Genomic DNA, 9848 nt, shown 5'->3' with positions numbered 1-9848 from the left:
CGGCACCGATTTGAGCCAGCAGAGTCTGTCAGTGAGGCGTTCGCTGCCTTCGGGCGACCAGGGCTGGAATCTGGCCGTGCGGGATGCGCTCGGTCACTCTGAATCGGTATCCGCGCCGATGATTTCGCGCACCCGGCTGGTCGAGTCCGGCTGCTCGGACTTCTCCGTCGGTTTCGGCAAGGTGCGTGAGAATTACGCGCTCACCAGCAACTCCTACGGCCCGACGTTTGCGAACACCACCGTGACCTGCGGTGCGCCGCTGGGCTTCACCGTCGAAGGTCATGGCGAATACCTGGCCGATGAAGTGGCCGCGTTGGGCTTCGGCGTTGCGCGTCGCATCGGCACGCTGGGCACTGCTTCGGTGGCGTTTGCTCAGAGCAATGCCGTGGGCGGCAGTTCGGGCTGGATGTCCAAAGTAGGTTTCGAACACACCAACACGATGTTCAACGTGATGGTGCGCTCACGTTTTCAGAGCCGTGAGTTTCGGGACATCGGCAGCATGGCGCTGACCGATCCCATCATGCAACGAGATCTGGCGAGCTTCGGTGTCAACGTCACCAAGCGCGCCAATTTGTCCGTGGCTTATGCGACCCAGACCACTTGGGCGCGCGAACGGACCAATCTCATCGCCCTGAAGCAAAGCATGGGCGTGGGCCGCGGCACCATGTCCATGAGCGCGGGCCATTCGCTGGAAGACAACTTCGGTTCGTCGCTGTTTATTTCTTATAAGCGGCCGTTCGGTTACCGGCCGGCGGCGCGACCGGTGCTGGACGACATCGACGAGTTGGATCTGCAGCTGCCGCAGATCACCGGCCATTCCGTGGATTAGACAGGCCGTCGATTAAATCTCAGCGAGCTACCGGCCCCGGTGGCCGCAGCATCTCGATGTGCATGATGCCGTCGTCATCGTACGGCTCCGACGATTGCACGAAACCAAACGACCCATAGAACTTGTGCAAATGAGCTTGCGCGCCAATGCGTGTCGGCAAGGTCGGATAGAGCTCGTGCAACTTCTCCAGGCCGCGTGCCACCAGCTCGCGACCCACACCGCTGCCACGGGCGATCTTGGTGGTGATGATACGACCCAGGGAGGGCTCGTCCGGATAACTCACGCCGGGTGCCAGCAATCGTAAATAGGCCGCGAGCTGCTCGCCCGCCCAGCCGGCCAGATGCAGCGCCGTTAAATCCTTGGCATCGATATCTGGATAAGGACAGGCCTGTTCGATGATGAACACCGCCTGGCGTGCCGAGAAAATTGCGTGGATTTGCAGCGGCGACAGCTCGGCATAGCTGCGCCAATGCCATTCAATGGTCATTGCGAGGGGCCCGTCCGTCGTGGCTGATGGCGAGACGCTAATGCGTCATCGAGTACAGAATATAATTGATCGCGTATTTGTATGCGCGTGTGGTGTACAGCAAAGAGTATTCGGGCACATCGGCATGTTCCCAGGCATCGCCGAGGTCCATGTTGAAATTGATCACCACCATCAGCCGGCCGTCGTCGTCATAGATGCCGCGCCAATGCGGCGTGAAGCCGTCTTTCTCATAGTTGCGGCCGCTGTACAGCGATTGAATGCCGGGAATCTGAATGTGTTCGTCCAGATCGTAGGCCACATGGAACACGGCATGATCGGGCGGAATGTCGACGATGGCCCGATCCGGAAACACCCGGTGCATGCCTTGCACGAAGCCGGCCCATTCGAGGCTGCCGTGGAAGTCGTCCACCATCAGAAAACCGCCGCGTAACAAATATTCGCGCAGCCTCGCGGTTTCCTCGTCGGTGAGCGCCCAGTGCCCGACTTCCACTGCATAGATCCAGGGATAGTCGAACAGCGTGTCGTCCATGATGCCCAGATAGTGACCGTCGTCGGCGGTGTCGATGCGCGTCAGGCGCTTGATGCCGCGGATCAGGTGAGTCTCGGCCTCGGGCCAATCGGTGAGCCAGCGTTCGCGGCCGCCGAACAAGCTGGTGCCGGTGTATTGCATGCGGACGAACTGGAATTCGGCATGCGGGCTGGGCGACGCCGTCAGGGTGGTGTCTGAGCTCAGCGCCACCACCGGAATCGCGATCAGTGCGATCAGCCGCCAGGCCGCGCCCCGGCCGGAAAGGGCCCGGGTGACTCGCCGAAACCGGGCTGACGAGGGACCGCGCATGCGAAGCACCATGGCATCAACTGCCTGCCTCTGGCAATGGGAAAATCGCCCCGTCTGCCACATCCCGCTCACATCCCCATCGCATCTATGTATGCTGCGCGCGCCCGTGCACTGGGCGACAGAGTTTGCCGATGAGTTGGCTAAGAATCGGTTTCGGTACGCTGGCGCTGGCGACCAACACCCTATTACACGTCCCGCCGCTACTGCTGGTGGCGTTGCTCAAGGCCCTCCTGCCGCTGCGCCCCGTGCGTCGCGCCTGTGACTGGCTGTTGACCAGTATTGCCGCCAGTTGGATCGGCCTGAACACGGCGCTGCTCGGTTGGTTTACCGACACGCGTTTCGTGTTCGAGGTGGCTGCGCAGCTGCGGCCGGACGGCCATTACCTGGTGCTGGCCAATCATCAGACCTGGGTCGACATCCCGGTGCTGCAAGCGGCCCTGAACCGGCGCGTGCCACTGCTGCGCTTTTTCCTGAAGAGTCAGTTGTTCTGGGTGCCGTTGCTCGGGCTGGCGTGGTGGGCGCTCGATTTTCCCTTCATGAAGCGCTACTCGCGGCAGCAGCTGGAAAAGCGGCCGGAGCTTGCGGGGCGGGACATCGCCGCGACTCGGCGGGCGTGCGCCAAGTTCATGCACATTCCGGTTTCGGTGATGAACTTTGTCGAGGGCACGCGCTTCACGCGCGCCAAACATGAACAGCAGGCCTCGCCGTTCGCGAACTTGCTCAAGCCCAGGGCGGGCGGCGTCGCGTTCGTGCTGGATGCGATGGGACGCGCGTTGCATTCCATCCTGGACGTGACCATCGTTTATCCCGACGGCCGGCCGACCATGCTGGATCTATTCGCGAATCGTTTGCGCGAGGTGCGGGTGAATATTCGCGAGCGGCCGATTCCGCCCGAGTTGCTCGGCGGCGATTATCAAAACGATCCGGCGTTTCGCGAGCGCATCCAAGCCTGGCTCAACGAACTGTGGCTGGAAAAAGATCGGTTGATCGCCGAGCAGCTGACTCAGCGCAAGTAGGGCAGCGCGGCTCGCGGCACGTCTACCGCTTCTTCATCCACGAAACACCACGCCCAACGCTCATCCGGCTCGAACGACGCCATCACCGGATGCTTGGTGTGCTGGAAGTGGCGCGTGGCGTGACGGTTGGGCGAACTGTCGCAACAGCCCACGTGACCGCAGCTCAGGCACAGGCGTAGATGCACCCAGGTGCCGCCCATCTTCAAACACTCTTCACAACCTTGCGCGCTCGGCGGCTGCGGTTTGACCGTCGCAATGTGATCGCAGGACATGCTGAGCCTCTCGGAGTGGGGCGCTGTTGAACGGCGCCCGCCGAGCTTGCTACTTGGTCAACGATTCGGCAAGACGAAAGCCGACGGTGAAGTAGCCTTGATCTTCCGGGCCGCGCAGCCGGAAACGTTCTTCGAGGAATTCACCGGCGTCGCCGTAGGAGCCGCCGCGCACCACGTGAAAGCCTGGTGTGGGGCAGGACTCGCGAGCGCCGCCGTCCGCCGGTGCGTCGTTGTAGTTGTCGTTATAGCAATCGCGCTGCCATTCCCAAACATTGCCGCGAATGTCATGCAGACCGAACTTGTCGGCCGGGAAGCTGCCGACCGGCGCGGTGTGGATCCAAGTGTCTTTGCCTTCAGCCTTGCCGCCGCAGCACTCGACCTTGCCGATGTTGGCAACGTCGTGAGTCACGGTGCCGCCGCCGAGCTTGGCCGTGGTTGCGATGTATTCCCACTCCGCTTCGGACGGCAGCCGATAGTGCCGACCGGTTTTGCGATTCATCCAATCGATGTACGCCTGCGCATCGCGCCAGCTCACGCACACCACGGGATGATTCTCTTGTTGAGCAAAGCCAGGATCGGCCCAGTTACGTTCCGGATCGATGAACCAGTTGGTGCCTTCTTTATAAACGTTGCACTTACGTTCCGAGACGTAACCGGTCTCGCGCGTGAAGGCACGAAACTCACCGAGCGTGACTTCGTGTTTCGCTACTTTGAAGGGCTGCTTGATGGTGACGGTGTGCGTGGGTCCGTCCATCGCGCCGTAACCGCGATCCACGGTCTTGCCCATCTGAAATGAACCCGCAGGCACCGTGGCCATGGGCACGCTATCGGCTTGCGCAATGTGCGCGGCTGCCAAGCACAGCAGTGCTGCTGCCCACGCGTTGAATCGTCCACTCATCGGCGTCTCCCTTCAGGTTCGACGTCGATCTTAGGCATGGGCTGCGCCGACCACCGGCGCGTTCTCGGAACGCGTCGGTGATCGGGGCGCACCGGTCCGTTTCAGAACCGAGCAGTCAGGGTCAAGCCGAAATTGCTGGCATCCCACTCGCCGCCCCACTCATCTTCGTAATCCAGATTGGTGTACGACAGGCCGATCCAGCGCCAGCCCAGTTCCACGGTCGGGCCGAAGGCGTCGTCGAAGTCGGCGTTCGGGCCGAAACCGTCGGCGTCGAACTTGATGTTGGAATGATGCGTCAGCCCGGCGCCCACCCACCAACCGTTGTCCCATTGGTAATTGCCCACCGCTTCGAGCACCACACGACTGACGCTGATGTCGGCGTTGCTGGCTTTGGTCGTCACATATTTGTAGCCGACGGTGCTACGGAGCGACAGTGGCGAATCGGCCCAGCGATAGTAACCGCCGATGGCCACGGTGACGCCCTGACCGGTGGTGACGTCTTGAGTGGTACCGTCGTCGAAGTCGAAGGTGGCGATATCGTCGCCGCCGTACTCGAGGTCGGCCTCAGCCGTGAAACCGAAACGGCCGTCCTCGGATTGCGCCAGTCCGCTCAGCATCAACAGGGAACAAAGCACGGCGCCGCGCGCCGGAAGTTTACGAAGCATGGAATAGTCCTGTTTGTGAATTGTCACGTCCTGCTGGCCATCCCGCCAGCGCGCGAAGACTAGCCGCGGCTAATTCACAAAACTGCGAAGGTCAGCACACAAAGAGCGGCGTGCTGTCGGGAAAATTCCAGCGCCTAGACGCGCTTCAACAACCACAGCGGCAATGTGGCTCGGTCCGAGAAACCGAGACGAGCATATAAACTGCGCGCGCGAGTATTGGTCTCGTTGACGTGCAGGAAAGGAACGATACCGCGACGTAATTGCTTGGCCACCAATAAATTGATCAGGCGTGCGGCATAGCCTCGGCCAAGAAAGTTGGTATGGGTGCAAACGGCGCTGATTTCTTCGTAGTGGCGCAGTTTCATTCGCTCGCCGGCCATGGCGGCCAACTGACCGTCCTGGCGAATGCCGAAGTACTCTCCCATGGCCGGTGTGCGTGCACGGAAGTAGCCAGGAAACACCAGCGTTGTGAGCGCCAACATATCGGCTGTATCAGTAGCGCCGAGCGGCACGATGCCGTCGGTATTCTCTGCGGGTGTGGCTGCATCGGGTCGCCAAACCATTTGCACGATGTTGCCGGTGGCTAGCAATTCCCAGCCCGCTTCCAGGCGAGGTGTGACATTCACGATATTCACGATCTCGCCGGGCGCGACCAACTCCGCCAGTGCCGCCGCCGCGGCTTCACTCGGTTCGGGCACAGCGATGAACGGCGCCACGTCGGCGGGATAGCGCTTGGCGAGTGGACCGCCGATGGCGAAGTGAGCCTGGGCGGAAAGCAGCGCGGACCAGATCGGATTATCGAGTGCGTCCGGGGTCATGGCGCCGATTCTATCGCGTCCCCGTGCCGTCGGGCTAAGCTGTCGGCTTCGAACGCTAACCTCAGGGGTCATGTATGTCGTTTCGCGCTCGGATCGGATCGAAGGCCGTGGTAGGGATGTTGGCCATGCTGGCTGCGGTCAGCAGCGGTGCTGCCGACAAGCCGCAGTTCTTGAACTCGCCGCGTGCGCAGGAGCTGGATCGGCCGTTCTCGGAAGCGGTGCATGCCGGCGATTTTTTGTATCTGTCGGGCCAGATCGGTGAAGACCCGGCCACCGCCAAATTGCCGCCTGGCGGTATCGGGCCGGAGTCGCGTCAGGTGTTGGCCAATGTAAAACGTGTTCTCGAAGCCAACGGCGCCTCGTTGAGCGACGTGGTGAAGTGCACGGTGTTCCTCGCGGACATCTCCGAGTGGGCGACGTTCAACACCCTCTATCGTGAGTTCTTCAAGAAGCCGTATCCGGCTCGCAGCGCGTTAGGCGCTAACGGTTTGGCGTTGAACGCCCGCGTCGAGTTGGAATGCATCGCGTACGTGCCGCATAAGCGCACTCGCTAATTCACGAGTGAGGGGCTGGCCGCGCGTCGTGGCGGCCAGCCCTTGATCCGAACGATTACTGCCAGTACAACGGCGCGAGCTGACGTTTACCGGTGATGCGCTCGGCGAGCGAGCCAGCTTCGTAGATGCGTCCGTTCAAGATCACGTAAGCGATGTCGTCCGTGACTCGAATGTCTTCGAGCGGATTGCCATCCAGGATCAACAAGTCCGCGAGCTTGCCGGTTTCGATGGAGCCAAGGTCCTTGTCGAAACCCATGTAACGCGCTGGATTGATAGTCGCGGTCTGCAACGCTTGCAGCGGCGACATACCGCCCATCACGAAGCCCCACATTTCCCAGTGCGAACCCATGCCTTCGCGCTGGCCGTGTGCGCCGATGTGCACTGACACGCCTCGCTCCATCAACTTCTTCGCGTTCGCAGCCGAGTCGAGGATGGGTTGATAGTCAGTCTTCGGCGCCATCTGTCGACGCACCGAACGAGGCTGCACGATGTGTGGCGGCACGTACTTCGACAGCAGCGGATGGGCCCACACCTCCGACTCCTGATAGAACAGGAACTCAGCGCCAGGTCCGCCGTAAGTCACGACCAGCGTCGGCGTGTAGCCCACGCCGGTTTTCGGCCAGTACTGCAGCACGTCGTCGTAGAAGTGTTGCGGCGGATTGTTGTGCTCCAGGCCGGTGTTGCCGTCGGCGATGATGGTCATGTCCATCGAATACAGCGAGCCGCCTTCGGCAACCACCATCATGCCGTTCTCGCGCGCGGCGGTGACCACCATCTGTCGCTGCTCGCGACGCGGCTGGTTGTAGTTTTTCACCGAGATGCCGCCTTGAGCTTTCAAGCGCTGGATGTGATGGCGCGCATCGTCGATGTTCGCAATGTCCGCCAAGCCTTCCGAACGTGCGCCGTACACGACATCGCCGGTGGAGAAGATGCGCGGTGCGAGCTGAATGCCGGCGCGTTGATACTCGGCGGCAGCGAAGATTTCGGTGGCGCTGTTCGAAGGGTCGTGCACCGTCGTCACGCCCAAGCCGAGATGCGCCAGCGTCGACCAGTTCTGTTGAGGAATGAGGTCATCCACGCCTTGCGGGCCATGCGCGTGAATGTCGATCAGTCCCGGCATCACCGTCTTGCCAGCGAGATCCAGGCGCTGTGCGTCGGCCGGAATCTGCACGGAGTTCGCGGCGCCCACAGCAGCGATGCGATTGTTACGAATCACCACCACGCCATTGTCGATTACTTGATCGCCGTTCATCGTGATGATTCGAGCGCCAGTAAGTGCCACGACTCCCGTCGGTTTGTCGGCCGAGCGTGAACTGCCCAGATCGGCGATGCGTTGGCCGTACACCGGCGCGGGTGCTGTGCCATCAGCCGCAGGCTTGCCGAACAGAGCAGACATTTCCCCGCGATACAATGCGGAGCCGAGCGTCCACGTGAGTGTGTCGCCGTCGGTCCAGTTCAAATAATCGCCACCGATCTCCGACGCACGAATCGCGCGCACTGATTTGGTTTTCGGCGACAGGTCCAATTGACCGCCTGGCGGCATGGGCACCACGTAGACGTGGAAGTTTTCTCGGAACGCCAAGTACTCACCGCTCGGCGAGATTTCGATGCGGCTGGCGTAGTTCGAGCGAGCATGCACGCGCCGATCCTTGCCTTCGGCGTCGACGCTGACGAACTCATGCGCCGGTTCGTTTTCTTTTTGCGCGCCGTCTTCGGTGTAGTAGATGCGATCCGAGCCATCGACGAAGTGCGGGTTGCGGCCAGTGTCTGTGAGTTTGTGCAGCTCGCCACCGGCTGTGGGAATGCGATACAGACCGGGAGCGACGGACCAGGCCGGCGAGGTGAGCTGTCCTCCCACAGCACGTTGCACGACGATAGCATCGCCTTTTGGGCTGAAGCGAGGCTGATAGTAGTGACCGGGCTGCTTCGTCACTGCTCGCGACTTGCCGCCGCCCGCGCCGATCACATGAATCTCGCCCAGGTTCGCATCGGTCCAGCGGACGAACACGAGCTGTTTGCCATCGCGCGACCACGACGGGAACAACTCGAACGCACCACTCGAATCGTTGGTGAGTTGTCGTGCCGTGCCGCCGTTGACGTCGCGAATCCACAAACGACCGAACGATTCATACACCACGCGCTGTCCATTCGGCGACACGGTTGCGAAACGCACCATGCGAGCTTGCACTTGATCCGGTGCGACATCGACTTGGAATTTCGGCGGAGCAATGGATGCACGCGTGCCCGTCACATGGAACGGGATGTCCTGGAGCGCTTTGGATGCGATGTCCAAGCGCTTGATGGCGCCACCGGCCCAGAACACCAGCGACTTGCTGTCGGGCGTCCAATCGATGCGTGGATACACACCGTTCACAGCCCAGGTCTCCTGCATGTCACGATCCAGATCGGCGTACAACAGTTTGATTTCGCCGGAGCGCAGGTCTTGCGTATAAAGCGCGGTCTTCAATGCCTCCGGTGTGCGCAGGCGACGAATGAACGCGAGATAGCGGCCGTCAGGCGAAGGCGTAGGACGCACAGCGCCGCCAGCACCGCTCACAGCGGACGACGTCTCGCCACTGCTGAGTTCGAGTCGCTTGATGCTGAACACTTCGTCGTTCACATCTTGCGCATACTCGAAGCGATTGCCCGGCGTGGCGTTCTGTGTGTAGTACAGATATTTGCCATCTGCGGAGAACGTCGGCTCGCCCAATTCCTTTTGGTAGTCTTCGTTGGAGCGTTTCACCACTTGCACGCCGTCGCCGCCGTCGACGTTATAGAACCAGATCTCGCCGGTACCCAGCGAACGGCGCGTAGTGAAATGTTTGCGGCCGGCCACGTAGCGGCCGTTGGGATGCCAGGCCGGATCGTTCAACAAGCGAAAGTCTTCCTTGGTGAGCTGGCGCGGCGCATTGCCGTTGCGATCCACCAACCACAAGTTGTCGCCGCCGGCCCGGTCGGAAGTGAACACGATGCTATTGCCATCCGGGGAGTAGCGCGGCTGCATGTCCCACGCCAGGCCGGAAGTCAGCGCTTTGGCTTCGCCGCCGGCGATGGGCAGTTCGTAAATGTCGCCCAACAGATCGAACAGCACGCGGCTGCCGTCGGGGCTCACGTCCACGCTCATCCAGGTGCCGGAGCGCACGTCGATGGGGATCTCGCGACGCTCGCCCGGGGGCGAGTTCACATCCCAAGTCTTCTTGGCTTCCTCCGCGGCGTGGGCAGCGAGACTGAGTGTGGCCAGCACCGCTGCCAACAACGAGCGTGATACGGACATGATCATCCTTTCGCTGACGAAAGCGCGCAGCCTAATGACCCCGGCCGCCGCTCGCAATGTGATTTGAGAACGCCGGTTGTATGCAATCGCCATCCGCCGGATACTTCGCGGCCTCACCTCCAGTTTGAGCAATTACCGTGACTACTTTAGGCACTCCGCTGTCGTCCTCCGCTACCCGCGTCATGATGCTGGGCTCC

At 61.4% G+C, this 9848-nt stretch carries 10 protein-coding genes; 3 read left to right on the top strand and 7 right to left on the bottom strand.

Annotation, left to right across the window (positions count from 1 at the left end):
• A partial coding sequence (locus JNL55_RS06045) for a fimbria/pilus outer membrane usher protein (RefSeq protein WP_293850705.1) occupies positions 1 to 829 on the top strand: 829 nt, incomplete at its 5' end.
• Between the two features lie 19 nt (positions 830 to 848).
• Here JNL55_RS06045 and JNL55_RS06040 read toward each other — a convergent pair.
• Together JNL55_RS06040 and JNL55_RS06035 are read right to left on the bottom strand one after the other, a co-directional pair.
• Positions 849 to 1316: a GNAT family N-acetyltransferase gene (locus tag JNL55_RS06040; protein ID WP_293850703.1), complete on the bottom strand. Its 468-nt coding sequence runs from the start codon at positions 1314 to 1316 to the stop codon at positions 849 to 851.
• Between the two features lie 37 nt (positions 1317 to 1353).
• Positions 1354 to 2166: a DUF4159 domain-containing protein gene (locus JNL55_RS06035; protein ID WP_293850700.1), complete on the bottom strand. Its 813-nt coding sequence runs from the start codon at positions 2164 to 2166 to the stop codon at positions 1354 to 1356.
• A gap of 119 nt (positions 2167 to 2285) precedes the next feature.
• Between JNL55_RS06035 and JNL55_RS06030 the strand changes: the two genes are divergently transcribed.
• Complete coding sequence (locus JNL55_RS06030; RefSeq protein ID WP_293850697.1) at positions 2286 to 3170, top strand: acyltransferase; 885 nt, start codon at positions 2286 to 2288, stop codon at positions 3168 to 3170.
• Here JNL55_RS06030 and JNL55_RS06025 read toward each other — a convergent pair.
• From JNL55_RS06025 to JNL55_RS06010, 4 genes are all read right to left on the bottom strand, one after another.
• On the bottom strand, positions 3158 to 3442 hold the full coding sequence (locus tag JNL55_RS06025; protein ID WP_293850694.1) for a ubiquitin carboxyl-terminal hydrolase 14: 285 nt from the start codon (positions 3440 to 3442) through the stop codon (positions 3158 to 3160). The genes JNL55_RS06030 and JNL55_RS06025 overlap by 13 nt on opposite strands.
• 49 nt (positions 3443 to 3491) lie before the next feature.
• Entirely contained in the window at positions 3492 to 4340 is an 849-nt protein-coding gene (locus JNL55_RS06020) for a formylglycine-generating enzyme family protein (protein WP_293850691.1), read from the bottom strand.
• A gap of 101 nt (positions 4341 to 4441) precedes the next feature.
• Positions 4442 to 5005: a hypothetical protein gene (locus JNL55_RS06015; protein ID WP_293850688.1), complete on the bottom strand. Its 564-nt coding sequence runs from the start codon at positions 5003 to 5005 to the stop codon at positions 4442 to 4444.
• A gap of 134 nt (positions 5006 to 5139) precedes the next feature.
• Positions 5140 to 5823, bottom strand: coding sequence for a GNAT family N-acetyltransferase (locus JNL55_RS06010; protein ID WP_293850685.1), 684 nt, complete (start codon positions 5821 to 5823; stop codon positions 5140 to 5142).
• A gap of 74 nt (positions 5824 to 5897) precedes the next feature.
• Between JNL55_RS06010 and JNL55_RS06005 the strand changes: the two genes are divergently transcribed.
• On the top strand, positions 5898 to 6377 hold the full coding sequence (locus JNL55_RS06005) for a RidA family protein (protein WP_293850682.1): 480 nt from the start codon (positions 5898 to 5900) through the stop codon (positions 6375 to 6377).
• 55 nt (positions 6378 to 6432) lie between these two features.
• Here the strand turns inward: JNL55_RS06005 and JNL55_RS06000 are convergent, their stop codons facing one another.
• Complete coding sequence (locus JNL55_RS06000) at positions 6433 to 9651, bottom strand: amidohydrolase family protein (RefSeq protein ID WP_293850679.1); 3219 nt, start codon at positions 9649 to 9651, stop codon at positions 6433 to 6435.
• Between the last annotated feature and the right edge of the window lie 197 nt (positions 9652 to 9848).

The sequence above is a fragment of the Steroidobacter sp. genome (genome assembly GCF_016790065.1).
Taxonomy (GTDB): domain Bacteria; phylum Pseudomonadota; class Gammaproteobacteria; order Steroidobacterales; family Steroidobacteraceae; genus Steroidobacter.
This window is presented reverse-complemented; position numbering and strand designations above follow the sequence as displayed.

Bases quoted from the DNA above. Each gene is read 5' to 3' on its own strand.
- JNL55_RS06040 (WP_293850703.1), bottom strand. From the start codon at position 1,316: ATGACCATTGAATGGCATTGGCGCAGCTATGCCGAGCTGTCGCCGCTG.
- JNL55_RS06035 (WP_293850700.1), bottom strand. From the start codon at position 2,166: ATGGTGCTTCGCATGCGCGGTCCCTCGTCAGCCCGGTTTCGGCGAGTC.
- JNL55_RS06030 (WP_293850697.1), top strand. From the start codon at position 2,286: ATGAGTTGGCTAAGAATCGGTTTCGGTACGCTGGCGCTGGCGACCAAC.
- JNL55_RS06025 (WP_293850694.1), bottom strand. From the start codon at position 3,442: ATGTCCTGCGATCACATTGCGACGGTCAAACCGCAGCCGCCGAGCGCG.
- JNL55_RS06020 (WP_293850691.1), bottom strand. From the start codon at position 4,340: ATGAGTGGACGATTCAACGCGTGGGCAGCAGCACTGCTGTGCTTGGCA.
- JNL55_RS06015 (WP_293850688.1), bottom strand. From the start codon at position 5,005: ATGCTTCGTAAACTTCCGGCGCGCGGCGCCGTGCTTTGTTCCCTGTTG.
- JNL55_RS06010 (WP_293850685.1), bottom strand. From the start codon at position 5,823: ATGACCCCGGACGCACTCGATAATCCGATCTGGTCCGCGCTGCTTTCC.
- JNL55_RS06005 (WP_293850682.1), top strand. From the start codon at position 5,898: ATGTCGTTTCGCGCTCGGATCGGATCGAAGGCCGTGGTAGGGATGTTG.
- JNL55_RS06000 (WP_293850679.1), bottom strand. From the start codon at position 9,651: ATGTCCGTATCACGCTCGTTGTTGGCAGCGGTGCTGGCCACACTCAGT.